Below are 26,481 nucleotides of genomic sequence, written 5' to 3' on the forward strand. Positions count from 1 at the left end.
TCGGCAGAAGCCAGGATGCGGAGAATCGCCTTGCAGAATGTGTTCACTCTTTGGTCCTCGCTTGACCTGCGCCGTCGGATCGTCGTGGTGGGCGCCACCCTTGCGATGTTCGCCGCCGTCCTCGGCCTCAGCCGCATGGCCGCGGCGCCCGACATGGTGCTGCTCTATGCCGATCTGGAGCCCGGCGCGGCGGGTGAGGTGATCGCGGCGCTGGACCAGCGCGGCGTGCCCTATGAAGTCGCTGGCGATTCGATCCTTGTCGATTCCGCCCAGCGCGACGGGCTGCGGATGGCGCTGGCCGCCGAGGGGCTGCCGGCGGCCGGGGGCGGCGGGTATGAGCTTCTGGACCAGCTTTCCGGTTTCGGCACCACCTCGCAGATGTTCGACGCCGCCTACTGGCGCGCGAAGGAGGGCGAGCTGGCGCGGACCCTGCTCGCCATGCCCGAGATCCGGGCCGCGCGCGTCCATATCGCCAGCGGGCCGACGCGGGCCTTCCAGAGCGAGACGAATGCCTCGGCCTCGGTCACGCTGACCACGACCACCGGCTCGCTGACCGAGGCGCAGGCGCGGGCGATCCGGCATCTGGTCGCCAGCGCGGTGGCCGGGATGCGGGCCGACAGCGTGCAGATCATCGACACGGTCGGGGGCCTGATCGGCGGCGAGGAGGATGCCGAGTTCTCCTCGGGCCAGGCGGCAGACCGCGCGGCCGCGATCAAGGGAAATGTCGAACGCCTGCTTGCCGCGCGGGTCGGGGCGGGCAAGGCGGTGGTGGAGGTCGCGGTCAGCCTGGTCTCGGAACGCGAATCCTTTACCGAGCGCAAGTTCGATCCCCAGGGCCGCGTCGCGATCTCGTCGGAGAGCGAGGAGCGGACCGGGACTTCGACCGAGCCGGGCGGCGATGTGACCGTGGCCTCGAACCTGCCCGAGGGCGATGCCGAGGCCGGGGGCCAGGGCAGGAGCCAGTCCTCCGAGACGCGCGAGCGGGTGAACTACGAGGTCTCGGAAACCCAGCGCGAGGTGCTGCGCACGCCGGGCGACATCCGCCGCCTGACGGTCGCCGTCATGGTCGACGGCGTGGCCAGCGTCGCGGCGGACGGCACGCGGAGCTGGGAGCCGCGCAGCGACGAGGAGCTTGCCACCCTGCGCGAACTCGTCGCCTCGGCCGTGGGCCTGGACGAGGCGCGCGGCGATGTGCTGACGCTGAAGACGCTGGAGTTCCAGGAATTGCCACTGGAAGGCACCGAGGCCGCCAGCCCGCTTCTGCCGGCGTTCGGCCCGCTGGACCTGATGGGCATGGTCCAGACCGCGGTCCTGGCGGTGGTGGTGCTGGTGCTGGGGTTGTTCGTGATCCGGCCGATCCTGACCTCCTCGGCCCGCGCCTTGCCCGAGACCGGGATGCCGCTGGCGCTGCCTCCCGCCTTCGAGATGTCGGGCGGGCTGGATGGCGAGGTCGAGCCCGCCTTCCCGATGCCGCCCTTCGGCAGCGCCATGGCCGATATGCCGGATCTTTCCGCCGTCGCGGAAGATCCCGCCTCGCGCCTGCGCCGCCTGATCGAGGAGCGCCAGGCCGAATCGATCGAGATCCTGCGCAACTGGATGGAAACCGACGAGGAGCCCGCGTGATGGCCGGTCTGCGGCTCGAGATCTTCGACACCGCCCCCGCGCCCGATGGCGGCCTGCAGCCCCTGGTCGAGGTGAGCGCGCTGGAGGAGGCGAAGATCGCCGCCTATGAACAGGGCTATTCGGCCGGCTGGGAGGATGCCTCGGCCGCGCAGCAGGGCGACCAGAGCCGGATCCGCGCCGACCTCGCGCGCAACCTTCAAAGCCTGTCCTTCACCTTCCAGGACGCCCGGAGCCATGTCCTGCAGGCGATCCGGCCCCTGATCCTGGAGATGGCGGGCCGCCTCCTGCCCGGCATCGCGCGCGAGGCCCTGGCGCCGACCGTGCTGGAGGCCCTGGCGCCGATCGCCGAGGCAATGGGGGACGCGCCGGTGACTCTGGTTCTGAACCCCGCGGCGCGCGAGCGGGTCGAGGGGCTGGTGGCCCAGGCGAGCGGCCTGCCGGTGGTGGTCGAGGAAGAGGATTCGCTGGGCGAGGGGCAGGTCTACATCCGGCTCGGTCCCCGGGAGACGAGCGTCGATCTGGACCGCGTGACCCGGGACATCTCGGCTGCCGTCCGCGCCTTCTTCAACCTTTCAGACGAGGAGCCTTCCCATGGATGAACTGGCCGACAGCAACCCCTTCAGCCAGGTCCCGATCGAGGTCACCATCTCGGTCGGCCGCGCCCGCCCCCTGGTGCGCGACCTCCTTCGGCTCTCGAAGGATGCGGTCCTGCAACTGGACCGCCGGGTGGACGACCCGGTGGAGCTTTATGTGGGCGACCGGCTGATCGCCCGGGGCGAGCTGACCGAGCTGGAGGGCGAGAATGCCGGCCAGCTTGCCGTCCGCCTGACCGAGGTCGCCAACCTGCGCGGTGGATTGTGAGCCGCAGCCTGCTCCTCGCGGCGGTGCTGATCGGCCTCGCCGGCCCGGCGGCGGCGCAGGCGCTGTCGGTCGACCTGGGCGGCGAGGGTTCGCTCTCGATGCGGTCGGTGCAGCTTTTGCTGCTGGTCACGGTGCTGAGCATCGCGCCCGGGCTGGCGGTGATGGTGACCTGCTTTCCCTTCATCGTCACCGTGCTGTCGATCCTGCGGCAGGCGATCGGGCTGCAGCAGGCACCGCCGAACATGCTGATCGTCAGCCTTGCGATGTTCCTCACCTGGTATGTGATGGATCCGGTCTTCACCGAGGCCTGGGTCAACGGGATCGAGCCGCTGACTAGCGGCCGGATGGAGATGGGCCCGGCGCTGCAGGCGGCGATCCTGCCCTTCCGCGAGTTCATGTCGCTGCGGGTCGATCCCGAGACCTTCCAGACCCTCCAGGACCTGCGGGTGACGCCGGGGGCGGCGGTGGCACCGGTCCCGCCGGGCGAGGCGCCGCTCTCGCTCCTGGTGCCGTCCTTCCTGCTGTCCGAGATCCAGCGGGCCTTCGAGATCGGGTTCATGATCTTCCTGCCCTTCCTGATCATCGACCTGGTGGTGGCGGCGATCCTGATGTCGATGGGGATGATGATGGTCCCGCCGGCGGTGGTCTCGCTGCCGTTCAAACTGGTCTTCTTCGTGGTGGCGGACGGCTGGGCGCTGGTCTCGGGGGCGCTGGTGCGGAGCTATTTCTGAGAAGGCTGTCCACAGTGGACAGGCACCGAGGATACCGGAATATCAACGGGTTGCCTGTCGACATTCGGGATTGGTTAACCCTGTCGGCTGTGGCTGATTGCTGCGGGGAAGAGCGGCGGGAAATGTTCGGGGCTTCACGGCCTGAGGTCTGGCCGCACTGCCGGGGGTGGCTCCTCGAGCACTTCGTGCATTCGTCGCGGTGCGTCGGAATACAGCCTGGCGGCGCGGCGTCTCGGGCAGGTCGTGCGCTTATTGCGGGGGACGGGCGAGGAGTGCACGAAGTGCTCGACGAGCGGCGGCGGGGGTCAGTCCAGGATCCGGCCGGGCGTCACCCACCAGGCGGGATGCGTGGTCCGGAGCGTCCTGGCGGCTTTCTCGGCGGCGGCGGGGTCGGCGAACAGGCCGAAATGGGTGCCGCCGGAGCCGGACATCCGGGCCAGGAGGCAGTCCGACATGGCCTCCAGCGCCGCTTGCACTTCCGCCAGAACCGGGGCGACCTGGCGGGCGGGGGCGGTGAGGTCGTTGCGCGTATGGGCGGAAAGCCAGGCGGCAAGCGCGGCGGCGGAGACCAGGGCGCCGGCGGGCAGGTCGGGCAGCGGGGGATTGTCGCGCCGGGCGAGGGCGGCGAAAACCGGGGGCGTGGGGACGGGCAGGCGGGGATTGACCAGGACGCAGGCCATGGGCGGAAGCGGCGGCAGGGGATGCAGGACCTCGCCGATGCCGGACATGCGGGCGGGGCGGCCCGCGAGGCAGACCGGCACATCGGCGCCCAGCCGCAGCACCTCTGCCATCGGCGGCAGGGGCCTGCCGGTCAACCGGGCCAGAGCGCGCAGCGCGGCCGCCGCATCGGCCGAGCCGCCGCCGATGCCGGAGGCGAGGGGCAGGACCTTCTCCAGAACCAGCGTCGCGTCCACGCCCATGGCGCGGGCCGCCCGCAGCACCAGATTGTCGGGCCCGGCCGCGAGACCCGCGCCCTCGGGCCCGGTGATCCGCAGCGCAAGCTCCGGTCCGATGTCCGCGCCTACCCGGTCGCCGACCGAGGCGAAGACCACCAGGCTGTCGAGCAGGTGATAGCCGTCCGGCCGCCGCCCGGTGACGTGCAGGCAGAGGTTCAGCTTGGCCGGGGCGAAAACCTGGACCGGCTCAATTGCCATTCTCGGCGGCCTTGACCGGAGGCTTGGCCGGGGCCTTTCCGCCTTCTGCCTGCATCACCGCATCGAGCCCGAGTTCGAGCTTGCTGCGGATGCGCTCGGCATCGGTTTCGGTCGGCTGGAAGGACAGCGCCCGGCGCCACTGGAAGCGCGCCTCGAGCTTGCGGCCCACCATCCAGTAGACGTCGCCCAGATGGTCGGTCACGACCGGATCGACCGGCTCCAGAAGCGAGGCCTTCTCCATCGGCTCCAGCGCATCGGCATAGCGGCCAAGGCGGAAATAGGCCCAGGCGAGGCTGTCGATGATATAGCCCTTGTCCGGGTCTGCGGCGACGGCCTTCTCGATCATGGCCAGCGCCTCGTCCAGCTTCTCGCCCCGGTCCACCAGGCCGTAGCCGAGATAGTTCAGCACCTGCGGCTGGTTCGGGTTCAATTCCAGCGCCTTGCGGAAATCGGCCTCGGCCGGGGCCCAGTCCCGCAACTGCTCGTGGCAGATGCCGCGATAGAAGAACAGCACCCAGTCCTCCTTGTCGATCCGGGGCTTCAGCTCGATGGCGGCGGTATAGGCGGTGCGCGCCTCGTCGAAACGGTCTTCGGCGCGCAGCATGTCGGCCAGGGCGAACTGGACCGAGACCAGGTCGGGATTGGCGCGGGCCAGGGCCTGCAGCGCCTCGATCGCGGCGTCGACCTTGCCGTCCGACCAGAGCGCCCCGGCGCGGCCGATCTCGGCCGAGACATGGGCGGGATCCTCGGCCGGGAAGCTGGCATAGGTCTCGGCGGCAAGCTGGTGCTGGCCGAGCGTTTCCAGCACGTCGGCGGTCAGGAGCTTGGCGTCGGTATGATCCGGGCGCAGGTAACCCGCCACGCGCAGGTGCAGGAGGGTGTAGACCGGGTCGGCGTCGCCGTTCAGCGCGGTGGCGACCGAGAAGAACACCTCGGCGATGCCGTCGCGGGCGGAGCGGACCGTGTCGAACGGCAGGGGCTCGCCGGCCTGGAGCCGATGGCGCAGGGCGTCGACGATCGGGTCCGGGCCGGTGCCGAAGGATTTGTCCAGCAGTGCCAGCGCATCGGCGTTGCGTTCCAGCTGGCTGAGGATCTGGACATGGGCGAAGACGCCGCGTCGCATCATGTAGATCGGCCCGGCGGCGCGGCCGGAGAGGATCTCGTCGGCGCCTTCGAGATCGCCGACCGAGGCGAGCGCCAGAGCCTTGTGGTAATGGCCGAAGGCGGCCAGCCCCTCGGTCCGGGTGATCTCGTCGAAGGCGGCAAGGGCGTCGGACATCTTGCCGGCACCGACACTGGCCCAGGCGCGGACCAGGCCGTCGACCAGTTCGCCGACATTGCGGCCCTTGTCGGCGGCGGCCAGCAGGGCGGCGTAGTCCTCGCGCTGGGCCTCGTCGGCGAGAAGGGCAAATTCGGCAAGCTGGCTGGGCTCGCCCTGCAGGGTCTTGAGCTTGCGCGCGGCCTCGACGGCCAGGGCAAAGTCGCCGCTGCCCAGTTCGGCAAGGATGGCGCCTTCCAGGAGCGCCGGGGTGCTGCCGTCCGAGAGGATCGCGCGGCCATACCAGCCCGCGGCGGCGCGGAAATCGTTCTGCGCTTCGGCCACGCGCGCGGCGAGATAGGCCCCGGCATCCTCGGCCCGCAGCGGGGCGCCCAGGGCTGCGGCAAGCGCAAGCGCGGTGAACAGGCGGGACTTGGGCATCGGGCACTCCTCGGGCGGTGCCGGAAAGCTAGCGGGCCGGGCCGGACAAGGCAATGCGGGCGGGCCCTGTCCCGCCCGCCCGCAACCTTTTGCGCAACACGCTTGCGTGAACCGTCACATGTTGGGGTAGTTCGGCCCGCCGCCGCCCTGGGGCGTCGTCCAGTTGATGTTCTGCGACGGGTCCTTGATGTCGCAGGTCTTGCAGTGGACGCAGTTCTGGAAGTTGATCCGGAAGGTGGCGTCCTGGCCTTCGCCCAGCACCTCGTAGACGCCGGCCGGGCAGTAGCGCTGCGCCGGTTCGGCGTATTTCGGCAGGTTGACGGCGATCGGGACCGAGGGGTCCTTCAGCACCAGATGGGCGGGCTGGTTCTCGTCATGGTTGGTGAAGGAGAAGGCGACGTTGGTCAGCCGGTCGAACGACAGCTTGCCGTCGGGTTTCGGATAGTCGATCGGCTGGAAGTCCTTGGCAAGGCCGGTGGCCGCCGCGTCGGACTTGCCATGGCGCAGCGTGCCGAAGGCGGTCAGGCCGATGGTGTTGAGCCACATGTCGAGACCGCCGCCCATCAGGCTGGCCGTCAGGCCGAACTTCGACCACAGGGGCTTGACGTTGCGGACCTTCTTCAGGTCCCTGGCGATGGGGCCGGAGCGGACCTCGGCCTCGTAGGCGTTCAACTCATCCCCGGCGCGGCCGGCGGTGATGGCGGCATGGGCGGCCTCGGCGGCGGCCTTGCCCGAGAGCATGGCGTTGTGGTTGCCCTTGATGCGGGGCACGTTCACCAGGCCCGCCGAGCAACCCAGAAGCGCCACGCCGGCGGCGACCATCTTCGGGATCGACTGCCAGCCGCCCTCGGAGATCGCGCGGGCGCCATAGGCCACGCGCTTGCCGCCCTTCAGCAGTTCCGCCACCATCGGATGGTGCTTGAACCGCTGGAATTCCATATAGGGATAGAGATAGGGGTTCTCGTAGTTCAGGTGGACGACGAAGCCGATATAGACCTGATTGTTCTCAAGGTGATAGATGAACGACCCGCCGCCGGCGTTCTTGCCCAGCGGCCAGCCCATCGTGTGGGTGACGGTGCCCTCGCGGTGCTTGGCCGGGTCGATCTCCCAGATCTCCTTCATGCCGAGGCCGAATTTCTGCGGGCAGTGGCCCTTGGACAGCTCGTACCTGGCGATGACTTCCTTGGCGAGGCTGCCGCGCACGCCTTCGGACAGGAAGACATATTTGCCGCGCAACTCCATGCCGGGCTCGTAGGACGGCCCCGGCTCGCGCGTTTCGGGGTCGCGGCCGAATTCACCGGCGACGACGCCGACCACCTTGCCGTCTTCATAGACCAGTTCCGAGCAGGCCATGCCGGGGAAGATCTCGACGCCCAGCCCCTCGGCGACGCCGGCCATCCAGCGGCAGACATTGGCCATCGAGACGATGTAGTTGCCATGGTTGGTCATCAGGGGCGGCATCGGCCAGTTCGGGATGCGGATCTTGCCCGCCGGGCCGAGGAGATAGAAGTTGTCCTCCTTCACCTCGGTCTTGATCGGCGCGTCCATGCTGCGCCAGTCGGGCAGCAGGGCGTCGAGGCCGCAAGGATCGAGGACCGCGCCGGACAGGATATGCGCGCCGACCTCGGAGCCCTTCTCCAGCACCACGACCGAGCGGTCGGGGTCGAGCTGCTTGAGCCGGATCGCCGCCGAGAGGCCGGCGGGCCCGGCGCCGACGATCACGACGTCATAGTCCATCTTCTCGCGCTGGATCGCGGTCATGCCTGTTCCTCCCCCCGGGGACGCCAAATTCTTGCGGGGTTCCTGTTGCCCCAGCATCGCCCCGAGGTCAACCGTGACGCGGTGGCGCGGGGGTGCTTCGCCGCCGGTTTCCGGCATCCCCCCTTGCAATTCCGGGGCCCATCGGGTGAGGTGAGCGAAAGATCGTATGAAGTCACAGGTCGCGACCCGGCCCGTGGCTTCTTGTTTTACAGTGGAAGGCCGATGGAAAAGATCCCGATGACGCGGCGCGGATTCGACGCGCTGGATGGCGAACTGAAGCAGCTGAAAACCGTCGACCGCCCGGCGATCATCCGCGACATCGCCGAGGCGCGCGAGCATGGCGACCTGTCGGAAAACGCCGAATACCACGCCGCGCGCGAGAAGCAGGGTTTCATCGAGGGCCGGATCAAGGAGCTTGAGGGCCTGCTTTCCCTGGCGGAGGTCATCGACCCGTCGAAACTTTCCGGCTCGGTCAAGTTCGGCGCCACGGTGACCGTGGTGGACGAGGATACCGACGAGGAAAAGACCTATCAGATCGTCGGCGAGACCGAGGCCGACATCGAGAACGGGCTTCTGAACATCCGCTCTCCCCTGGCCCGCGCCCTGATCGGCAAGGACGAGGGCGACAGCGTTGAGGTCAAGACCCCCGGCGGAACCCGGTCCTACGAAATCCTCAGCGTCCGCTACCTTTAGGGCGTTCCGGTGCGACCGACGCGAGACCTGCCGTCCCTGTCGTCCCTGCCCGCCGGCCGCGGGCTGGAGGCGGCTGGCGCGGGGCTGAGCCTGCTGTGGCTCTTGCTGGTCCTGTCGGATGTGTTCCTTGGCGGCGAGACGCGGGGATTCTTCGGCTGGATTCTGGTGCTGCTGATGGCGATGCTGCCGGTCGCGCTGATCTGGGGGATGATTGTCACGCTGCGCTCGGTGCACGGGTTGCGGGACGAGGCGGCGCGGTTGCAGGCGACGCTGGAGACGATGCGCGCGGCCCCGGTCCCGGCCCCGGTCCCGGTCCCGGCGCAGGTGCGGCCGGCGGCCCGGACCGAGGATCCGCCGGCGGTGCGGCAGAACCGGACGGCGACGGCGCGGCCGCAGCCCGAGCCTCCGGCGGAACAGCCCGCGCTGGCGCTGGAGCCCGAGGAGGTGCGGCCGCCGCTGTCGATCGCCGATTTCATCCGGGCGCTGCAATTCCCGGAATCGCCCGAGGACAAGGAGGGTTTCCGCGCCCTGCGTCTGGCTTTGGCGGACCGGACGGTGGCCAAGCTGATCCGCGCGGCGCAGGATGTGCTGACGCTGCTCAGCCAGGACGGGACCTATATGGACGACCTGCCGCCCGAGTCCTGCCCGCCCGAGCTGTGGCGGCGCTTCGCGGCCGGAGAGCGCGGCAAGGCGATCGCGGCGGTCGGCGGCATCCGCGACGAGGCCGTGCTGGCGCTGACCGCGGCGCGGATGAAGACGGACCCGGTCTTCCGCGATGCGGCGCACCATTTCCTGCGGACCTTCGACCGGACCTTCGCCGCAGCCGAGCCGAGCGCCACCGATGCCGAGGTGGCCGAACTGTCGGACACGCGTACCGCGCGGGCCTTCATGCTGTTCGGGCGGGTGACCGGCACCTTCGACTGAGGCGCTTTGCGGAACAATGTTGCGAAGGCATACTGTCAAGGGGGAACGGTACTCCTAATTCGAGCAGGAAGAACAGCGGTTGATGAAACCCTGTTCCGACTGGCATATCTTCGCCCCGATCGCGATTCCAACCAGACGAGGTTTCCATGGCCGTCCGCATCAACGATACCGCCCCCGATTTCACCGCCGACTCCACCGCCGGCACGATCCGGTTCCATGACTGGCTGGGCGACAGCTATGGCATCATCTTCAGCCATCCGCGCGACTTCACCCCGGTCTGCACCACGGAATTCGCCGCCGTGGCCCAGCTGGCTGCCGAGTGGAAGAAGCGCAATACCAAGGTGATCGGCGTCTCGGTCGATTCGGTCGATGACCATGGCAAGTGGAAGCGCGACATCGAGGCGTTCGGCGGCGCTCCGGCAGATTTTCCGATCATCGACGACACCTCGCTGACCGTGGCCAAGGCCTATGACATGCTGCCGGCCGATTTCTACCTGCCGACCGAAGGCCGGACCCCCGCCAATTCGGCGACGGTGCGGACGGTCTATATCATCGGGCCGGACAAGAAGATCCGCCTGTCGATGACCTATCCGATGTCGATCGGCCGCAACTTCGCCGAGATCCTGCGCGCGCTGGACGCGGTGCAGAAGACCGACGGCGTGCCGCTGGCCACCCCGGCCAACTGGGTGCCGGGGCAGGACGTGATCGTGGCGCTGGCGCTGAACAACGAGCAGGCCAAGGAGCGGTTCGGCGAGCTGGACATCAAGCTGCCCTACCTGCGCTTCGCCAAGGGCTGAGACCGGCGGGGCGTCTTCGGATGCCCCTACACGCTTTCAAGCTTGGGAAGCAGAAGCACCGGCGCGCCCAGTTCGACCGCGTCGTAAAGCGTTGCGATGTCGTCGTTGACCAGTCGCACGCAGCCGTTCGAGACGGCAGAGCCGATGGTCCAGGGCTCGGGCGTGCCGTGGATGCGCAGGAAAGTGTCGGCGCCGCTGTCGTCGAAGAGATACAGCGCCCGCGCCCCGAGGGGATTGCTGGGGCCGCCGGGCATTCCCTCGGCCCATTTCGCATAGCTGTCGGGGTCGCGGGCGATCATGTCCTTGGTCGGCGTCCAGCTGGGCCATTCCTTCTTGGCGCCAAGGGTGAACCAGCCGGATTCATACAGGTTGCCGCGACCGACGCCGACGGAATACTGCATCCCCTTGCGCGGGGTCAGGACATGGTAAAGCGCGAAATAGTCCGGGTCCACGATGATCGAGCCGGGCTCCTGCGGGTCCTGGAAGCGGACCGGGCGGGGCAGGAATTCCTCGGGCACGACCCAGGATTCGGCCGATTGCTCGGCATGGCCGAAGGCACGGAGCGGAAATGCGGCGGCAAGGCCCGCGCCAAGGATCTGTCGTCGTGTCAGGGGGGGTCGGATCATTCTTGCCGTCTCCTTCTCTCGGGCCAAGCTTGCGATAGGCAAGCCGGGGGCGCATCCGACAAAGTCGTGAAAGCGCAGGGAGAGAATGCGAAAAAGGCCCCGGGGTTCCCCCCGGGGCCTTTCGTCCGGCATGGAAAGTGGCTCAGCCCTCGGCCGATTCCTCTTTCTTTTCCGTGATTTCCTCGCCGGTCTCCTGGTCGACCATCTTCATCCCCAGGCGGACCTTGCCGCGGTCGTCGAAGCCCAGAAGCTTGACCTTGACCTCCTGGCCTTCCTTCAGCACCTCGTTCGGGTGGTTCAGGCGCTTGTTGGCGATCTGGGAGACGTGGACCAGACCGTCGCGCTTGCCGAAGAAGTTCACGAAGGCGCCGAAATCGACCAGCTTCACCACCTTGCCGGTGTAGATCTTGCCGTCTTCCGGCTCGGCCACGATCGACCAGATCATGTCATAGGCCTTCTTGATGGCCTTCTGGTCGTTCGAGGCGATCTTGATCACGCCGTCGTCGTTGATGTCGACCTTGGCGCCGGAAACCTCGACGATCTCGCGGATGACCTTGCCGCCCGAGCCGATCACTTCGCGGATCTTGTCGGTCGGGATGGTCATGGTCTCGATCTTGGGCGCGTATTCGCTGAAGCCCTGCGGGGCCGACAGCGCCTTGGCCATCTCGTCCAGGATGTGCAGGCGGCCGTCTTTCGCCTGGGCAAGCGCCTGCTTCATGATTTCCGGGGTGATCCCGGCAACCTTGATGTCCATCTGCAGCGAGGTGATGCCGCTCGCGGTGCCGGCAACCTTGAAGTCCATGTCGCCGAGGTGATCCTCGTCGCCCAGGATGTCGGTCAGCACGGCCCAGGAACCGTCGTCCTCCAGCACCAGGCCCATGGCCACGCCCGCGACCGGGGCCTTCAGCGGCACGCCCGCGTCCATCATCGACAGCGACCCGCCGCAGACCGAGGCCATCGAGGAGGAGCCGTTCGATTCGGTGATCTCGGACACGACGCGGATCGTGTAGGGGAAGTCGGTCGGCGCCGGGAGCACCGCCTGCAGCGCGCGCCAGGCGAGCTTGCCGTGGCCGATCTCGCGACGGCCGGGCGAACCCACGCGGCCAACCTCGCCGACCGAATAGGGCGGGAAGTTGTAGTGCAGCAGGAAGTTCGAACGGTAGTTGCCGTTCAGCGCGTCGATGATCTGCTCATCCTCGCCCGTCCCCAGCGTAGTGACGACAAGACCCTGGGTTTCACCCCGGGTGAACAGCGCCGAGCCGTGGGCGCGCGGCAGGATGCCGGTTTCCGCCGTGATCTGGCGGACGGTCTTGGTGTCGCGGCCGTCGATCCGGCGGCCGTGCTTGACCACGTCGCCGCGCAGCACCGCCGATTCCAGCTGCTTGACCGCCGGGTAGAAGTTCGGGTCGGCCAGGTCTTCCTCGGACATCGCGGCCTTGATCGCCTGGACGGTGGCCTCGATGGCGTTGGTGCGATCCTGCTTCGACCGGATGGCGAAGGCGGCGCGCATCTGCTCTTCGCCGGCGGCTTTCACCTTGGCGTAGAGGCCCGAGAAATCGGGCGGGGTGAAGTCGAACGGCTCTTTCGCCGAGGCTTCGGCGAAGTCGATGATCAGGTCGATCACCGGCTGCATCTGCTCGTGGCCGAAGACCACCGCGCCGAGCATTTCCTCTTCCGTCAGCTCGTAAGCCTCGGATTCGACCATCATCACGGCGTCCTTGGTGCCCGCGACGACAAGGTCAAGGCGCTGCTCGGGCTTCAGACGCAGTTGCGTCATGTCGTCCATCGCCGGGTTCAGCACATACTGGCCGTCGACAAAGCCGACGCGCGCCGCGCCGATCGGGCCCATGAAGGGCACGCCCGAGACGGTCAGCGCGGCGGAGGCCGCGATCATCGCCACGATGTCGGGGTCGTTCACGAGGTCGCAGGACAGCACGGTCGCCATGACCAGCACTTCGTTGCGGAAACCGTCGACGAACAGCGGGCGGATCGGACGGTCGATCAGACGCGAGACCAGCGTCTCTTTCTCGGACGGACGCGCCTCGCGCTTGAAGAAGCCGCCGGGGATCTTGCCGGCCGCGTAGTATTTTTCCTGATAGTGAACGGTCAGCGGGAAGAAGTCCTGGCCCGGCTTCGCGGCGCGCGCGAAGGTCACGTTGGCCATCACCTGGGTCTCGCCCAGCGTCGCGATCACCGACCCATCGGCCTGGCGCGCAACTTTCCCGGTTTCCAGCGTGAGCGTTTCATTGCCCCACTGGATGGATTTCCTGGTCACATTGAACATGTATCGTTTCCTCTGAGGACCCGGCCCCTGCCGGTGCCCCCGCATATGGCGGCCCCATTGCCGCCGTCCCCCCGATCCTTCGCACGGGCCCCGGGGGCGGGCCTCACGTCTCAGATGGGCGGGGCCATACAGGAAAATGCCTGCGATGGAAAGCGATGTCCTGTCCGGTGGTCACTCGGCCGCCGTGGTGGCGCGCATCCGCCCGGTGGCGACCAGCGCCACGCCGCCGAGCGTGACGGCGAGCCCGAGGGCCATGGCGAGGGTCAAGGGCTCTCGGAACAGGGCCCAGGCCCAGAGCATGGTGACCGGCGGGCTGAGGTAGACGGTGGCCGAGACCATGGCCGGCGGGTAGAGGCGCAGGAGGAGGTAGTAGATGAGCCAGCCGCCATAGGTGGCGAGGATCACCAGCCAGGCCATTCCCATCGCGTAGTCGGGGGTCAGCGGCGGAAAGAGGCCGCCGGTGGTTGCCGCCACGGGGGCGAACATCGCGGCGGCCCAGAGGCATTGCAGGCAAAGCCGTTGCAGGATGGTCAGCGGCAGCGCGGCGCGGCGTTCCTGCATCACGGTGGAAAGGGCGAAGGCCAGCATCCCGAGGATCGGCAGGGCATAGGCATGGGCTGGCGCGTTGCCCAGGGCAAGGGCATCGGCCGAAACGAGGAGGACTCCGCCCAGGGCGACGGCGGTGCCGAGCCATTGCTGCGGCGAGAGCGGCTGCGCGAGAAGGGGGGCGGAGAGGACGGCGATGCCCAGTGGCACGAGATCGGCCATCAGTGCGACAAGGCCGGTCGGCACGCCCTCGCCGATCGCAAGGGCGAAGCCGCCGAGGTAAAGGAACATGCCGAGGAAGGCATAGGCGCCCTGCTCAAGCACGGCGCGGGGAGTGATCCCAGGACCGCGCATGAGCGCGAGAGGAAGAAGGCAGAGGCCGGAAAGCAGGCTGCGGCCGAACAGGATCTGCGGCACGGTGGCGCTGTCGGTGGCGAAGCGGATGCCGACGAAGCCCGAACTCCAGCAGACCACGAGGGCGGTGGCGAGGGTGAGGAACAGGAAGGGGGAGGGGCGCAGCGTCATGCCCGCACTCTGCCGATGCGCGAGGGGCCGGAAGCTCTGGCCCCGACGCCTGGCGGGCTGGTTGCGACGGGAGGTGAAAAAGGGGCAAAGGAAAACGCCCGGCCTTGCGGTCGGGCGTTTGGCGGGGTCGGGTCAGATCGCCGACTTGATCCAGGTCTCGAGCGCGGCCTTGGGGGCGGCGCCGACCTTGTTCGAGACGACCTGGCCGTCCTTGAACATGAACAGCGCGGGGATGCCACGCACGCCCAGGACAGCGGGGCTGTCGGGGTTCTCGTCGACGTTGACCTTCACGATCTTCACCTTGCCCGCATATTGCGAGGCAAGTTCTTCCAGCGCCGGACCGATCTGGCGGCAGGGGCCGCACCATTCGGCCCAGAAATCCACGACAACCGGAATCGGCGACTTGCGGACTTCGGCATCGAAAGTGGCATCGGTGACTGCGACGGTGGCAGCGCCCATGGTCGTTCTCCTACGGGATTTGTCGGGTAAGAAGGTATGGACGCGGGGCGGGAACGTCAAGGGATCGTGGTGCGGGCCAGGGCCTGCCTCACCATCTCGGGATCGATGGGCATCAGCACGGGCGCGCGGGTCCAGAGGATCGCGGTCTCGATCCGGCGGTCGGGGTAGATCTGGGCGAGCATGTGGGCATAGGCGCCAAGCTGGCGCAGGATGCCCTCGGGAACCTGGGCGGGGCTGGGCGGGACGATGGCGTTCGACTTGTAGTCGATGACCAGCACCCGGTCGGGGGTCACGACCAGCCGGTCGATGCTGCCCGCCAGGGTGCGGCCCTGCCAGGGGGCGGTCACGGCGACCTCGGGCAGGGTGTCGGGGGAAAAGAGCGGGGCGAGGGCGGGGTGGTCCAGCACCAGCCGCGCCTCGGCCAGGATCCCGGCGGCGAGGGTCGGGTCGGGGATCAGGCTGGCGGCCTGGGCGGGCCAGCTCGCGGGGTCAAGGCCGGGCAGGCGTTCCAGCAGCAGGTGCAGCGCGGTGCCGCGCGCCCTGGCGACGGCTTCGGGCCAGGCAGGTTCGCCCGGCAGCGCCTTGGCCCCGCCGAGATCGGAGGGGGAGAGCGGTTTCAGCGGCTCAAGCGGTGCGGGGGCGGGACGGGTCAGCCAGTCGGGCAGCGCGCCTGGGGGCATTTGCACGGCGGGAAGCTGGGTCAGCGGCTCGGGCCAGTCGCCGAAGGCATGGCGGCGGATGCCCCCGCCCGCGTCGAAGGCCATGGCGCGGTCCACCCCGGCGCGGATCAGGTTGTACCAGCAATCGGGCTGCGTCACCTCGCCCGCCGCCGCCGTGATCAGCCAGCAGCGCGCCCGGGTCATGGCGACATAGAGAAGGCGCAGGCGTTCGGCGGCCTCGCGCGCCTTGCGGGCGGTGCGTTCGGCGGCGATGGGCGCGGGGCTTTCGGCGGCGGGCATCTTCCAGACGGCGGGGCCTTCGGGCAGGCGGAAAAGCTGGTCACGCTCCTGCGGCTTGCGGTCGCCGGTATCGGGAAGAAGGACGATCTCGCCCTCCAGCCCCTTGGCGCCGTGGACGGTCATCACCCGGATCAGCCGCCCCTCGCCGTCAAGCTGGCGCTTCACCTCGACATCGTCGGTCTGCATCCAGACCAGGAAGCCGGTCAGGCTGGGAACCTCGTGGCCCTCGTAGACCAGCGCCTGCGACAGCAGTTCGTCGATGCCGTCCTGCGCCTCGGGACCGAGGCGGGCGAGGAGCTTGCGCCGGCCGTCGTGGCGCTGGAGCGCGCGTTCGATCAGGTCGTAGGGCCGCAGGAAATCGGCCTGGGCGCGCATGTCGTTCAGGAAGGCCAGCGTCTCCGGGTGGCCGGCATCGTCGCGCAGCGCCTCCCAGAGATAGCCCTTGCGGGGGTTCGCAAGCCGGAACAGATCGGCCTCGGACCAGCCGCAGAGCGGGGAGCGGAGGAGGCAGGCGAGGGAAAGGTCGTCCTCGGGTGTGTCGAGGAAGGCGAGGAGGGCGGAGAGGTCGCGGACGGCGAGCTCGCCACCCAGCTTCAGGCGGTCGGCGCCGGCGATGGGCAGGTCCAGCGCCTTGCAGGCGCGGATGATCTCGTGGAACAGGGGCGAGCGGCGCTGCACCAGGATCAGGAAATCGCCGAAGTGGACGGGGCGCTGCGGCGGTTTTCCATCGCGCGCGACCTGTGGGATCTGGACCCCGGCGGCGACGGTATCGCGGATCCATCCGGCGATGCGGCGGGCGAGGATGACGCGCGGATCCTCGGCGCTGCGGGCGTCGACGGGATCGAACCAGTCGCCGGGTTCGGGGGCGTCGGCCTTCGGCTCGACCGGCCAGACATCGACACGGCCGGGCAGGTGTTCGTTGAAGGCGCGGTGGCGGGATTCGCCGCCGAGGGCCTGGAATTCGGCGGCGGTGAAGGTCTGGTCCACCACGTCGAGGACCGCGCGCGAGGAGCGGAAGGAATGTTCCAGCGAGCGGTCCACGAGGCCCGGCCCGCCTTCGAGACGGCTGTGGAAATGGTTGCGCTTGAGGTCGAAGGCGGCGACGTCGGCGCCCTGGAAGGAGTAGATCGACTGTTTCTTGTCGCCCACGACGAAAAGCGTCCGCGGGCGGAGGGCCGATCCTTCGCCCGCGATCAATTCGGCCGCGAGATGTTCGATCAAGTCCCATTGTTCGGGGCTGGTATCCTGCGCCTCGTCGACGAGGATATGGTCGATGCCACCGTCGAGACGGTAGAGGACCCAGGCGGCCAGGGATGAATCCTTAAGGAGTTTCAGCGCCTTGCCGATCAGGTCATCGAAATCGAGCAGGCCGTGGGCGGCCTTGCGCCTCTCGTAGCGCGGGAGGAAGGCGGCGGCGAAGCGGTGCAGGGCAAGCGATTTCTCGGCCGCTTCCAGGCAGATGCGCCGGGCGCGGGCGGTCTCGACCCGGGCCATCAGCGCCTCGCAGCGGTCCATGAGGGGATCGAGGCGGATGCGGGTATCCTTGGTGGGAAAAGTGCCGATCTTGGCGGCAAAGGGGGTCTTGGCCGAGTCGCCGAAAAGGAAAATGCCCTCCAGCGTGGCGAGGGTCGCAAGGTCAGGGGCGGCAAGGTCCAGCGGGCGAAGCCGGTCGGCGGCCTTGCCGTCGGTGGAGGAGCCCCGCGCCAACCCGGCGATCAGGTCGGGGAACCAGAGCGGCTCGTCGCCGAGGAAGGCCAGCGACAGAAGGTCCGGAGCGGCGAATCCCTGCGGCAGGTCGAACAGCGACCAGATCGCGGCGGCATCCAGCGGCGTGGCGAAGGCGGCGCGGTGGCGGGAAAGCTCCTCGACCAGGGGCGCGAAATCCTCGGCCCCCTGCACCTCGGCCAGGCGGCGGACCAGGGGGGCCTGGGGGCCATCGGCCAGTTCCTCGACGATCTCGGCGCGCATCTGGCGGGCGGAGCGGTCGTCAAGCTCGGCAAAGCCGGGCGGCACCCCGGCCTCGAGCGGGAAGCGGCGCAGGAGGCTGCCGCAGAAGCTGTGGATGGTCTGGATCCGCAGCCCGCCGGGGGTCTCGATGGCGCGGGCGAAAAGCTGGCGCGCGCGGGCAAGGCGGGGGGCGGAGAAATCGGCCTCGCCCAGGTCGAGCAAGGCCTTGCGCAGGTCGGGTTCGGGGGCCATGGCCCATTCGCCCAGCCGCTTGAACAGGCGGTTCTGCATCTCGGATGCGGCGGCCTTGGTGTAGGTCAGGCAGAGGATATGCTGCGGTTCCACCCCCGACAGGAGAAGCCGCGCCACCCGGTCGGTCAGCACGCGGGTCTTGCCCGATCCGGCATTGGCAGACAGCCAGGTGTTGCGGTCGGGATGGGCGGCGGCGATCTGGGCCTCGAAGGCGGGGTTGATCGTCATGTCAGGTCCTCGGCCCTGGGGTCCTGGGTCATGTCCCATTCGCCGTAGCGCGACAGGTGGTCATAGTCCGACACGTCGCTTTCCGACATCAGCGCGCGGCGGGCAGTATAGCCCTGGCTTGCCTGCGCATAGGCCTGGATCAGGGCGACGAACTCCTCCCAGACCGCGCCGACCTGGCCGGGCTTCAGGTCGGTTTCCACCTTCTTCAGCTCGGCCTTCAAGCCGATGAAGGCCAGCCGCGCCACCTCGGACGGGCCAAGCGAGGCGAACCCGCCGCGTTCGGCCATGGCGGCGGCGAGGAGGAGCTGCTTGTCGAAGGTGCGCTGCTGCTTTTCGCTGGGCGGATCGCCGGTCTTGTAGTCGATGAGGAGGAGGCGGCCATCGGCAAGCCGGTCGATGCGGTCGGGCTTGCCGGTCAGGGTGAAGTCAAGGCCCGCGACGGGGGTGGCGCCCTTCTCCTCGAGCAGGACGGGGGCGCCGCCGGTGTTGGTGGAATAGCGCAGGAAGGCATCGGCGGCCTTGGCGATGCGGGCGCGCCAGACGGTGCGGGCAAGGGGCCAGGCGACGCGGGTCGCCAGGATCTCGTCGGCCACGGCCAGAAGCGTGGCGCGGTCGGCACCGCCGCGACGGATGAAGGTTTCAAGAATCTCGTGCAGGACCACGCCGCGCAGGCGGGGGTCGGCCTCGGGGCGGAGGGGATCGAGCGGCGAGAGGCGCAGGACGTGGCGGGCGTAGATCGCATAGGGATCGCGGACGAGGCGGCCGATTTCGGTGAGCGACAGGCGTTTCGGCCGTGCCGCCACCGGCGGGCGGGGCGAGGGGCGCGGCGCGGGGGCGACGGCGTCCACCTGGTCGAAGCGGGCGGCGAGGGCGAGCCAGTGCCGGCCCCGTTGCCGCATCTGTTCCAGCGCCTCGGGCCCGTCGCGGTCGGGCAGGCCGGACATCAGGTTGACCAGCCGGTTCAGCCAGCGCGCGGGGACGGTCTCCGCCTCGGCCCCCCGCGTGGCGCGGGAGAGGACGACGCGCGGCGCGGCGACGGCCTGCTGGTAGTCATGCGCGGAAAGGCCGATCCGGCGTTCCGGCAAAAGAAGACCGGCCGCCTTGCGCATCGCGCGGTTCAGCCAGGGGTCGGGGGGCGGCTGGGCGGGCCAGGCGCCCTCGTTGAGGCCGCCGAGGATGACGAGTTCGGCCCCCTGGACCCGGGATTCGATGGTGCCCCAGATCATGATTCCGGGATGGACGCTTTCCGCCTCGCGCACCTCGTGCCGTTGCAGGATGCCATGGAACAGGCGGCCGTAGTCGCCGGGGGTCAGGATGCCGGCGACCCCGGCCTCGGCCTGCAGTTCCGCCACCGCCTCGGCCGCCTTCTGGCCGGCTTCCTTCTCCCACAATGCGCCGGAGCCTTCGGCGGCGAAGCCCCGGGCGAGGCGTTCGGCGGTGGCGAGATGCGTCTCGACGAAAGCGGCAAGCGGCAGGGGGCCGATGGTGGCCAGCGGCGGAAGCGTCTCGCCCAGGACCCGCGCCCAGTCCTGCGCCCCCTGGATCCGGCTGGTCCCGGCCCAGTCGGTCAGGCTTTCGGCCGTGGGGAAGGCCGGGCCGTGGCGGCGAAGGTGAAGCTCGAGTTCGCGCGTCAGGATCAGATGCGCGCCGCGACCGGGGCCCGAGAAGGCAAGCGGGTGTTTCAGCAGCGAAAGCAGCCGGTCCGAGGTCAGCCTTTCGCCGATGAGTCCCGCGACCTGGCGCAGGAAGCGGCCGGGGGCGGAGAGGGGCAGCGGACGGCCGGCGGAATCGTCGGGGCGGATCCCCCAGCGGTCCAGCGCGGCGGTGACGCGGCGGGTCAGGTTGCGGTCGGGCGAGATCAGGGCGGCGCGGGTCCCGTCCTCGGCCGCCTTGCGCAGGATCAGGGCGATGGCAAAGGCCTCGGCCCGCTCGCCGGGAGCCTCGATCAGGGTGAGGTCCTGCGTCGCCGGGAGCAGCAGCGGCAGCGACGGCCCTTCGGCAAGCCATTGGTCGGTGATCGGCGCGGGACGAAGGGAGAGGGAAATCAGGCGGTTGCGGTCAGGCGAGGGGCCGGCGGCAGCGGTCCAGGGCCGGATGGCGTCCGGCCCGCAGTCGAGAAGGTCCATCAGGGCGCGGAAACGGAATTGCGGATGATCCTCGGCCGTCAGCGCATCGTCCAGCCGGTCCCAGACGGCGGCGGGCTGGTCGAAGTCGTAGCCGGGCAGGACGACCGCCCCCTGCGGCAGGCGCGCCACCGCCTGCATCAGAAGCGCCGTCGTCCCGCGCGAGCCGGTGGACCCCGCGAGGATCACCGGATCGGCGGGCGGCTTCGCCTGCCAATGCGCCGCGAGGGACAGGACCGCCTGCCGCAGCCGTCCCTCGCCGTCCTCGTCGCGGTCCATGGTCTGGGCGACGATGCCGAGGAAGGCCTGGGTCCGGGCCCAATGGGCGGAATGGTCGGCCACATCCAGCGCGGCGATGCGTTCGGGCGGGACGCCCTCGCCCTCCATCTCCTCCATCAGCGCGGCAAGGCTGTCGGCAAGGTCGTAAAGCGCGCTGCGGGGGAAATCGGTGGTGCCGGTCTGCAGGAGCTTGTCGAGCAGCACGGTCAGTTCCAGCCGCCGCCGCAGGGGCGGCACGGCGGGAGGCAGGGGCGCGGGGCCAAGGCTGGCGGCATCGGGCAGGAGAAGGAGGCGGGGCAGAAGCCGCGCGCCTTGCGCCAGCAGGCAGTCGGTCACCCGCCGCCGCATCCGCTGGGTGTTCAGGATCAGCGTGACCCGGGCCAGGGCCTCGGGCGGCTGGCCCCGCATGCGGCCGAGAAGTCCCGCGACGAGTTCGGCGGGGAAATCGACCCCGGGCGGCAGGGCGTAGAGCGCGGGGTCAGCCATGGTCACGCAACAGCCGTTCGGCCGCGGCGATCCCTTCGGGATGGCCCACGTCGCACCAGCGCCCCTGGTGGACAAGGCCGAAGGCGGTGCCTGCGGCGATCATCTCGTTCCACGGGCGGTTGAGGGAGAAGACCTCCTCCCCGCTCGCGGCCACGCGGTCGGGGGCGAGGATGCAGGCGCCGATGTAGACGTGATCCTCGCCGCCCCGCCCGCGCGAGATGCGGCCCTGGGCGTCCAGCCGGAAGTCGCCCTTCGGCCCGTGCGCCAGGGTCTGCGCCAGCGGCAGGAGGAGGAGGAGCGCCTCCATCCGGACGGGATCCCAGGCCTTGGCAAGCTGGACCAGCGGGTTCGCGCCGGTCCAGATCCCGTCGCTGTTCAGAAGCGCGACCGGGCCGGGACCGAGAAGCGGCAGGGCGGCCTTGAGCCCGCCGCCGGTCTCCAGGATGCGGTCGGCCTCATGGTTGATGTGGACGCCATGGGGTTGCAGATGGGCGGCAAGCTGTTCGGCCCGGTAATGCGTGTTCGCCACCACCCGCCGCACCCCCGCCTCGGTCGCGGTCCGCAGCGCATGGTCGATCAGCGGCCGGCCGGCGACGGGGATCAGCGGCTTTGGCCGTTCGGCGGTCAGCGCGCCCATGCGGGTGCCGAAACCGGCGGCGAAGATCATCAGCGGGAAGGGGAAATCGGGCATTGGGCTTCGATGCGGGCAAGGATGGCGGGGCTGGTGTCGGGCAGGACCCGGTCGCAGATCGCGCGGAGGTCGGCGAGCGCCGGATGGGCCAGGTTCTGCCGCAGCTGGCCCCAGACGCGGGGCATCAGCCGCAGGTAGCCGGGCTTGCCTGCGACGGTGCAGAGCCGGGCGAAGACGCCGAGGATGCGCAGGGCGCGCTGGGCGCCGAGGGTGGCGTAATGGGCGGCGAAGCTTTCGGGGTCGGCGGCGGTTGCGGCGGCGAAGCGGGCGATCATCGCCGTCTCGGTCGCGGGCCGGACATCGCGGCGGGCGTCCTGCAGGAGCGAGACGAGGTCATATCCCGGCTGTCCCAGCTGGCCGAGCTGGAAGTCCAGCAGCCCGACCCGCGCGGTCCCTTGGCGGCCGGGCAGCCAGAGCAGGTTTTCGGCATGATAGTCGCGCAGGATCAGGACTCGGGGGCCGTCGGCATGGGTCTGCAGCGCGTGGGTGAGGCTATCGGTGAAGGGGGCGGGATCGGGCGCGGTTCCGGTGGCGGCCTTTGCGTAGACGGACAGGGCCATGGCGGCGGCCCCGGCCCAGTCGCGGGCGGAGAGGTTCGGCAGGCCGGGCGGAGGCGGGGCGGCCTGGAGCTGGACGAGGACATCGACGGCGGCGGCGTAAAGCCGGGGTTCCGCATCGGGATCGGTGACCAGGAGCCGGGCGAAAAGGCCATCGCCGAGGTCTTCCAGGAGGAGGAGGCCAAGGGCGGTATCCTCGGCCAGCAAGCGGGGGGGCGAGAGGCCGAGGGCAGCCAGATGCCGGGCCATGGCGGAGAAGGCGGCGGGGTCGTCGGCCCCTCCGGGCGGATTGTCCATCAGGACGGCCGTGTCCGTGCCCCGCCGCAGCCGCCAGTAGCGCCGGTCCGAGGCATCGCCGGCCAGATGGCGGCGGTCGGCCTTGTCCCAGCCGGTGCGGGTGAGGAAGGCTGCGATCAGGGGCTCGCGGTCAGGCATGCGCCGCGGCCTCGCGCAGGGCCGCGCGCCCGCCGGTCAGGGTGGCAAGCCGACCTTCGCCTGCGGGCGAAAGCTCCAGCCGCAGCGCGCCGGGCGGCAGATGCGCGCCCAGCCGGTCGGGCCATTCGACCAGGCAGATCGCGCGGGAGAAGGCCTCGTCGAGGCCGAGTTCCCAGACCTCGTCGGGATGGGTGAGGCGGTAGAGGTCGGCGTGGAAGATCTCGTCCCCGGGTGGTCCATAGGTCTGGATCAGGGTGAAGGTGGGCGAGGGCACTTCCTCCTCGCGTCCGAGACGGGCGCGGATGAAGGCGCGGGCGAGATGGCTTTTCCCCGCGCCGATCGGGCCGGAGAGGAGGATCACGTCGCCCGGTCGCGCCAGGGCGGCCAGCCGGGCGCCAAGGGCGGCGGTGGCGGCTTCATCGGGCAGGATCAGGGTGACGGTCTCGGGGGCCATGGGGTGAGTCTACCCGGTGCCGGGCAGGCTGCAAGGGGGGTGGGCATGGGGTGAGCTTGCGGTGGAACCCGCATCGCCTCTGGCTGGAGGCGGAGCGGGGTTTCACTCCCCTGCTTGGCAAGAGGAAGCGGCTTGCCGTGGTTCAGGGGTTCAGGGACGGGCTGCGAGGGGCGGCGGGTCGCCTTGGGGCGGGTCCGGGGTCGTTTCGGGGCATCGGCAAGGAGCAGGGGCGGCCGGAACCGCTTTCCGGGGTTCCCAATCGAGCACTTCGTGCATTCCTTGCCGCCGGTCCGACGAGTGCACGAAGTGCTCGAGGAGGTGCGTCGGAGGAAGGCGCGTTCAGGCCTGGACGGGCATGCGGGCGAGGTGGCTGACGGAGGGGTTCGGCATCGTCTCGGCCGCCTGGCGCGGGCGGAAGGTGATCAGCGTCGCCCCGCCGGTCAGGGGGCGGAACTTGCAGTCGATCAGACGCCCGTCCAGAAGCCGCGCCTCGCCGTTCCAGCCGGTGCGGTCGCTGAGGGTCAGGACGAAATCGGTCGCATCCTCCCACAGCAGGCTGGGCGCGGTATGGTCGCGCCACCAGCTGCAAAGCGTGCCGATCCCCGCATCCGAGAGCAGCACGGCCGGATCGTGGCCCCAGAGCTGGGCATAGGCGAGGTTCGACATCACCAGCTGGCCGCCCTGCGAGAAGACGGCCACGGCCTCGTCCACGGTGTCGATCACGGACTGGCCCAGTTCCAGATCGGCGCGGTAGCGGCGGGTGCGGGTCATCTCGGTCGAGATGTCCTCGAACATGAAGGCGAGCGCGCCGTTCGGATGCGGGCGGCCGATCACGCGGTAGGTCTGGCCGCCCGGCAGGCTCCAGGTTTCCTGGAACAGGCCCGAGGCGGCCTCCTCCTCGAGCCGGACGAGCTGGCGGCGCCAGCTGCGGTAATCCTTGGGCTCGGGGATCATCGAGCGGGTCCGCATCGCATCCAGCACCGCGCTGAGCGTCGGGCGGGCGATCAGGAAATCCGGGGCAAGCGCGGTGAGATCGGTGAGTGCCGGGTTGAAAAGCTGCAGCACCCGGTTGCGGTCGAAGATCGCAAGGCCGATCGGCAGGTCGGCGAAGGTCTTGGTCAGGGTCTGCATGAATTCGCGCAGGGCGGTTTCGGCCTGGACGGCGGCATTGGCGGCCAGGGCATAGCAGAAGGTCTCCTCCCCGACCGGGACGCGGAAGAGGTCGAACCATTCCGGCCCGCTCTGCATCTGCAGCCGGGCGCGGGGCGGGGTGGCGCCGCGGTTGTCGGGGCGGTCGAAAAGCCGGGGCAGGGGCCAGGTCAGATCCTCGCCCTCGGCCAGAAGCTCGACCGCGCGGATGAGATAGGCGTGGTTCGCCCAGATGACCTCGCCCTGCTCGCCCTCCTTCCACATCAGGACGGGGGAGCGGGCCAGCACCGCCCGTTGCGACAGGACCTCCTGCTGGAGCGCGGCGGTGGCGGCGGCACCGCGGCCGGGCTGCGGGTCATCGGTCGGGGCCAGCATCGTCAGCCGGGTCATCCCCGCGAGATGTTCGGCACGGATCGTCATCGCCGGGACCACGCCGGGGCCGGAGGCGACATCGACCTGACCGAGCCGCGGCAGGTTGTCGATCCGGTCGGCAAGGCCGGGAAACATCGGCCCGAGGCGGACGAGGAGCTTTTGCCAGGCGCCATCGGCTTCGGGGACCAGCTGGCGCGCGGCGGGGCTGGCGTCGAGCAGGCGGTCGCCGTCGAAGAGGAAGATCGTCGCCTCCGGGTTGCCGTCGCGGAAGATGCTGGCGACGCGCCGCGATTGCCGCGACTGCCAGGCCGACAGGAGGAGGAGGCTGGAGAGCACAACCAGCGTGGCCGAGACCACCATGCCGAATATGTAGAGCAGTTCCGTCGCCATGCCGCTTCCCCTTTGCGGCAGGCTAGGCGGAAAGTCGTTAATCGGCGGTTAATGCAGTTTCAGTCCTCGATCCGCCGGTTTTCCCCCAGGGCGCCCGCGGCCGGGGCAAGGAGATCGGCGAGCGGCCAGACGGCCTCGACCACGGCGCCGCAGCGGGCGGGGCGGTCTTCGTAGGGAAGGAAGGGATCGGTCGCATTGGCGAAGGTCAGCTCGGCGCCCGAGCGTTCCAGAAGCGTCTTGGCGATGAAGAGGCCAAGGCCCATCCCCTCGTAGCCGGGGCGCTGGGGGGCTTCCGGCTCGGCCCTTCGCGCGCGGACGAAGGGGTCGCCGATGCGGCCGATGACGTTCTGGGGGAAACCCTCGCCATCGTCGATGATGCGCAGGGTCACGGTGCTGTCGGACCAGTCGACCTCGATCCAGACGGTCGAGCGGGCGAAGTCCACCGCGTTCTGGATCAGGTTGCGCAACCCGTGGATGATCTCGGGGCGGCGCAGGATGGTGGGCTGGGTGCTGTCCTCGGAGAGCAGGATGAACTCCACCCGCTTGCCGCGCGAAAGGTGGGGTTCGGCCGCCTCGCGCAGGACGGCGGAGAGCGGGGCCTGACGCAGGTGGAGGTCGTCCTTCCCGGCGCGGCCCATGTCGCGCAGGATGTCGCGGCAGCGGTCGGCCTGCTCGCGGATCAGGCGGGCATCCTCTTGCAGGTCGGGGTGGTCGGACAGCTCCTCGATCAGCTCGGCGCTGACCAGCTTGATGGTGGCAAGCGGCGTGCCCAGCTCATGCGCGGCGGCGGCGACGACGCCGCCGAGATCGGTCAGCTTCTGCTCGCGCGCGAGGGCCATCTGGGTGGCCAGCAGCGCCTCGGACATCGAGCGGATCTCGGTCGCGACGCGGCGGGCGTAGAGGCCGAGAAAGAGGATGCCGATCACGATGGCCAGCCAGAAGCCGAAGGCGAAGGTGGGGGGCACGACCAGTTCGCGCCCGTCGGAAAAGCGCAGGGGCTGGTACCAGAAGGCAGCGATGGTGACGAGAAGGATCGCCACCCCGCCAATGGTGACGGTGGAGCGCAATTGCAACGCGCTGGCCGAAATGGTGACGGGCGCAAGGACCAGCAGCGCGAAAGGGTTGGTCAGCCCGCCGGCCAGGAGGATCAGGAACCAGAGTTGGCCGAGATCGAACAGGAGGACGAAGCAGGCCTCGGTCTCGGACAGGCGGCGGTTCTCGGGGAAAAGGGTGCTTGCGAAGATGTTCGCCAGGACCGAAAGGGCGACCGCGGCGAAGCAGAGGCCGAGCGGCAGTTCCAGCCCGTAGAAGCGGTCCGCGACCAGGATCGCGGCAATCTGGCCCAGGATCGCCAGCCAGCGCAAGAGGATGAGCGTGCGCAGGCGCACCCAGTTGGCTCGCGCTTCATGCGCCGGGGTGGTAATGCCCGCAGTCACCATGGTGCGATCCGTTGTCCCTTTCTGACGGTTTGCCATT

Annotated in this window: 21 protein-coding genes; 7 read left to right on the top strand and 14 right to left on the bottom strand. The window is 69.5% G+C overall.

Going from position 1 to position 26,481, the window contains the following annotated elements; translation table 11 throughout:
* Positions 1-15: 15 nt before the first annotated feature.
* Genes fliF through fliP form a run of 4 tightly spaced genes read left to right on the top strand, consistent with a single transcriptional unit; the run spans position 16 to position 3,215 of the window.
* On the top strand, positions 16-1,623 hold the full coding sequence (fliF, locus tag ACE3UA_RS13435) for a flagellar basal-body MS-ring/collar protein FliF (protein WP_374645922.1): 1,608 nt from the start codon (positions 16-18) through the stop codon (positions 1,621-1,623).
* Positions 1,623-2,222, top strand: a complete 600-nt coding sequence (locus ACE3UA_RS13440) for a flagellar biosynthesis protein (RefSeq protein WP_374645924.1) — start codon at positions 1,623-1,625, stop codon at positions 2,220-2,222. The genes fliF and ACE3UA_RS13440 overlap by 1 nt, the downstream gene beginning before the upstream one ends.
* Entirely contained in the window at positions 2,215-2,484 is a 270-nt protein-coding gene (locus tag ACE3UA_RS13445) for a FliM/FliN family flagellar motor switch protein (protein WP_103257611.1), read from the top strand. Before ACE3UA_RS13440 ends, ACE3UA_RS13445 begins: the two co-directional genes overlap by 8 nt.
* Entirely contained in the window at positions 2,481-3,215 is a 735-nt protein-coding gene (gene fliP, locus ACE3UA_RS13450) for a flagellar type III secretion system pore protein FliP (RefSeq protein WP_374645927.1), read from the top strand. Before ACE3UA_RS13445 ends, fliP begins: the two co-directional genes overlap by 4 nt.
* 305 nt (positions 3,216-3,520) lie before the next feature.
* On the opposite strand, the gene ACE3UA_RS13455 is transcribed toward fliP, so the two are convergent.
* The 3 genes from ACE3UA_RS13455 to ACE3UA_RS13465 all read right to left on the bottom strand — a co-directional run bounded on the left by ACE3UA_RS13455 (position 3,521) and on the right by ACE3UA_RS13465 (position 7,829).
* Positions 3,521-4,369 carry a 4-(cytidine 5'-diphospho)-2-C-methyl-D-erythritol kinase gene (locus tag ACE3UA_RS13455; protein ID WP_374645929.1) on the bottom strand — a complete coding sequence of 283 codons (849 nt, stop codon included), beginning with the start codon at positions 4,367-4,369 and terminating at the stop codon, positions 3,521-3,523.
* Positions 4,359-6,068 (bottom strand): tetratricopeptide repeat protein, encoded by a 1,710-nt coding sequence (locus ACE3UA_RS13460; RefSeq protein WP_374645931.1) that lies wholly within the window; start codon positions 6,066-6,068, stop codon positions 4,359-4,361. The genes ACE3UA_RS13455 and ACE3UA_RS13460 overlap by 11 nt, the downstream gene beginning before the upstream one ends.
* A gap of 114 nt (positions 6,069-6,182) precedes the next feature.
* Complete coding sequence (locus tag ACE3UA_RS13465; protein ID WP_374645933.1) at positions 6,183-7,829, bottom strand: 4Fe-4S dicluster domain-containing protein; 1,647 nt, start codon at positions 7,827-7,829, stop codon at positions 6,183-6,185.
* 222 nt (positions 7,830-8,051) lie between these two features.
* Here ACE3UA_RS13465 and greA point away from each other — a divergent pair, with 222 nt between their 5' ends.
* The 3 genes from greA to ACE3UA_RS13480 all read left to right on the top strand — a co-directional run bounded on the left by greA (position 8,052) and on the right by ACE3UA_RS13480 (position 10,243).
* Positions 8,052-8,522: a transcription elongation factor GreA gene (gene greA, locus ACE3UA_RS13470; RefSeq protein WP_374645935.1), complete on the top strand. Its 471-nt coding sequence runs from the start codon at positions 8,052-8,054 to the stop codon at positions 8,520-8,522.
* A gap of 9 nt (positions 8,523-8,531) precedes the next feature.
* Entirely contained in the window at positions 8,532-9,446 is a 915-nt protein-coding gene (locus ACE3UA_RS13475; protein ID WP_374645937.1) for a hypothetical protein, read from the top strand.
* A 146-nt stretch (positions 9,447-9,592) separates the two neighbouring features.
* Positions 9,593-10,243 carry a peroxiredoxin gene (locus ACE3UA_RS13480; protein WP_374645939.1) on the top strand — a complete coding sequence of 217 codons (651 nt, stop codon included), beginning with the start codon at positions 9,593-9,595 and terminating at the stop codon, positions 10,241-10,243.
* 26 nt (positions 10,244-10,269) lie between these two features.
* Here ACE3UA_RS13480 and ACE3UA_RS13485 read toward each other — a convergent pair whose 3' ends face one another.
* From ACE3UA_RS13485 to regB, 11 genes are all read right to left on the bottom strand, one after another.
* A complete protein-coding gene (locus ACE3UA_RS13485) occupies positions 10,270-10,869 on the bottom strand; it encodes a L,D-transpeptidase (protein ID WP_374645941.1) in 600 nt (199 codons plus the stop codon).
* A gap of 142 nt (positions 10,870-11,011) precedes the next feature.
* Positions 11,012-13,153, bottom strand: a complete 2,142-nt coding sequence (gene pnp / locus ACE3UA_RS13490) for a polyribonucleotide nucleotidyltransferase (protein ID WP_374645943.1) — start codon at positions 13,151-13,153, stop codon at positions 11,012-11,014.
* Positions 13,154-13,324: 171 nt separating this feature from the next.
* The gene (locus ACE3UA_RS13495) at positions 13,325-14,224 is read right to left on the bottom strand and encodes a DMT family transporter (RefSeq protein ID WP_374645945.1); all 900 of its coding nucleotides are present in this window, start codon (positions 14,222-14,224) and stop codon (positions 13,325-13,327) included.
* A gap of 132 nt (positions 14,225-14,356) precedes the next feature.
* Positions 14,357-14,683: a thioredoxin gene (gene trxA / locus ACE3UA_RS13500; RefSeq protein WP_374645947.1), complete on the bottom strand. Its 327-nt coding sequence runs from the start codon at positions 14,681-14,683 to the stop codon at positions 14,357-14,359.
* Between the two features lie 56 nt (positions 14,684-14,739).
* A complete protein-coding gene (gene addA / locus ACE3UA_RS13505) occupies positions 14,740-18,069 on the bottom strand; it encodes a double-strand break repair helicase AddA (protein ID WP_374645949.1) in 3,330 nt (1,109 codons plus the stop codon).
* On the bottom strand, positions 18,066-20,957 hold the full coding sequence (gene addB / locus ACE3UA_RS13510) for a double-strand break repair protein AddB (RefSeq protein WP_374646003.1): 2,892 nt from the start codon (positions 20,955-20,957) through the stop codon (positions 18,066-18,068). Before addB ends, addA begins: the two co-directional genes overlap by 4 nt.
* Positions 20,950-21,648: a nucleotidyltransferase family protein gene (locus tag ACE3UA_RS13515; protein WP_374645951.1), complete on the bottom strand. Its 699-nt coding sequence runs from the start codon at positions 21,646-21,648 to the stop codon at positions 20,950-20,952. Before ACE3UA_RS13515 ends, addB begins: the two co-directional genes overlap by 8 nt.
* Positions 21,624-22,640, bottom strand: a complete 1,017-nt coding sequence (locus tag ACE3UA_RS13520; RefSeq protein ID WP_374645953.1) for an aminoglycoside phosphotransferase family protein — start codon at positions 22,638-22,640, stop codon at positions 21,624-21,626. Before ACE3UA_RS13520 ends, ACE3UA_RS13515 begins: the two co-directional genes overlap by 25 nt.
* Entirely contained in the window at positions 22,633-23,094 is a 462-nt protein-coding gene (gene tsaE / locus ACE3UA_RS13525) for a tRNA (adenosine(37)-N6)-threonylcarbamoyltransferase complex ATPase subunit type 1 TsaE (RefSeq protein ID WP_374645955.1), read from the bottom strand. The genes ACE3UA_RS13520 and tsaE overlap by 8 nt, the downstream gene beginning before the upstream one ends.
* Positions 23,095-23,433: 339 nt before the next feature.
* Positions 23,434-25,005 carry a PAS-domain containing protein gene (locus ACE3UA_RS13530; RefSeq protein WP_374645957.1) on the bottom strand — a complete coding sequence of 524 codons (1,572 nt, stop codon included), beginning with the start codon at positions 25,003-25,005 and terminating at the stop codon, positions 23,434-23,436.
* A gap of 59 nt (positions 25,006-25,064) precedes the next feature.
* Complete coding sequence (gene regB / locus ACE3UA_RS13535; RefSeq protein WP_374645959.1) at positions 25,065-26,444, bottom strand: sensor histidine kinase RegB; 1,380 nt, start codon at positions 26,442-26,444, stop codon at positions 25,065-25,067.
* Between the last annotated feature and the right edge of the window lie 37 nt (positions 26,445-26,481).

The organism is Tabrizicola sp. (genome assembly GCF_041919135.1).
GTDB lineage: Bacteria > Pseudomonadota > Alphaproteobacteria > Rhodobacterales > Rhodobacteraceae > Tabrizicola.

Bases quoted from the DNA above. Each gene is read 5' to 3' on its own strand.
- ACE3UA_RS13515 (WP_374645951.1), bottom strand. From the start codon at position 21,648: ATGCCCGATTTCCCCTTCCCGCTGATGATCTTCGCCGCCGGTTTCGGC.
- fliF (WP_374645922.1), top strand. From the start codon at position 16: ATGCGGAGAATCGCCTTGCAGAATGTGTTCACTCTTTGGTCCTCGCTT.
- ACE3UA_RS13440 (WP_374645924.1), top strand. From the start codon at position 1,623: ATGGCCGGTCTGCGGCTCGAGATCTTCGACACCGCCCCCGCGCCCGAT.
- ACE3UA_RS13530 (WP_374645957.1), bottom strand. From the start codon at position 25,005: ATGGCGACGGAACTGCTCTACATATTCGGCATGGTGGTCTCGGCCACG.
- tsaE (WP_374645955.1), bottom strand. From the start codon at position 23,094: ATGGCCCCCGAGACCGTCACCCTGATCCTGCCCGATGAAGCCGCCACC.
- regB (WP_374645959.1), bottom strand. From the start codon at position 26,444: ATGGTGACTGCGGGCATTACCACCCCGGCGCATGAAGCGCGAGCCAAC.
- ACE3UA_RS13495 (WP_374645945.1), bottom strand. From the start codon at position 14,224: ATGACGCTGCGCCCCTCCCCCTTCCTGTTCCTCACCCTCGCCACCGCC.
- greA (WP_374645935.1), top strand. From the start codon at position 8,052: ATGGAAAAGATCCCGATGACGCGGCGCGGATTCGACGCGCTGGATGGC.
- ACE3UA_RS13480 (WP_374645939.1), top strand. From the start codon at position 9,593: ATGGCCGTCCGCATCAACGATACCGCCCCCGATTTCACCGCCGACTCC.
- trxA (WP_374645947.1), bottom strand. From the start codon at position 14,683: ATGGGCGCTGCCACCGTCGCAGTCACCGATGCCACTTTCGATGCCGAA.
- addA (WP_374645949.1), bottom strand. From the start codon at position 18,069: ATGACGATCAACCCCGCCTTCGAGGCCCAGATCGCCGCCGCCCATCCC.
- ACE3UA_RS13465 (WP_374645933.1), bottom strand. From the start codon at position 7,829: ATGACCGCGATCCAGCGCGAGAAGATGGACTATGACGTCGTGATCGTC.
- ACE3UA_RS13520 (WP_374645953.1), bottom strand. From the start codon at position 22,640: ATGCCTGACCGCGAGCCCCTGATCGCAGCCTTCCTCACCCGCACCGGC.
- pnp (WP_374645943.1), bottom strand. From the start codon at position 13,153: ATGTTCAATGTGACCAGGAAATCCATCCAGTGGGGCAATGAAACGCTC.
- ACE3UA_RS13460 (WP_374645931.1), bottom strand. From the start codon at position 6,068: ATGCCCAAGTCCCGCCTGTTCACCGCGCTTGCGCTTGCCGCAGCCCTG.
- ACE3UA_RS13485 (WP_374645941.1), bottom strand. From the start codon at position 10,869: ATGATCCGACCCCCCCTGACACGACGACAGATCCTTGGCGCGGGCCTT.
- ACE3UA_RS13445 (WP_103257611.1), top strand. From the start codon at position 2,215: ATGGATGAACTGGCCGACAGCAACCCCTTCAGCCAGGTCCCGATCGAG.
- ACE3UA_RS13455 (WP_374645929.1), bottom strand. From the start codon at position 4,369: ATGGCAATTGAGCCGGTCCAGGTTTTCGCCCCGGCCAAGCTGAACCTC.
- addB (WP_374646003.1), bottom strand. From the start codon at position 20,957: ATGGCTGACCCCGCGCTCTACGCCCTGCCGCCCGGGGTCGATTTCCCC.